Origin of the sequence: Cupriavidus sp. SIMBA_020, assembly GCF_046535395.1 — a bacterium.
Classification (GTDB): domain Bacteria; phylum Pseudomonadota; class Gammaproteobacteria; order Burkholderiales; family Burkholderiaceae; genus Cupriavidus; species Cupriavidus campinensis.
Map to the genome: position 1 here is coordinate 1 of NZ_JAWRWU010000760.1, position 265 is coordinate 265.

At 63.0% G+C, this 265-nt stretch carries 1 protein-coding gene; it reads left to right on the forward strand.

Going from position 1 to position 265, the window contains the following annotated elements:
- Positions 1-265 (forward strand): class I tRNA ligase family protein (locus tag SB751_RS31385; RefSeq protein ID WP_410749194.1); only part of this gene is annotated, 265 nt, incomplete at both ends.

Below are 265 nucleotides of genomic sequence, written 5' to 3' on the forward strand. Positions count from 1 at the left end.
GACCGACCAGTGGTTCGTCGCGATGACGAAGGCGGCGCCGGAAGGCACGTTCAACCCGGGCAAGTCGATCACCGAGACGTCGCTCGACGTCGTGCGCAACGGCCAGATCAAGTTCGTGCCGGAAAACTGGACGACCACCTACTACCAATGGCTCGAGAACATCCAGGACTGGTGCATCTCGCGCCAGCTGTGGTGGGGTCACCAGATTCCCGCGTGGTACGGCGAGAACGGCGAGGTGTTCGTCGCGCGCAACGAGGAAGAAGCG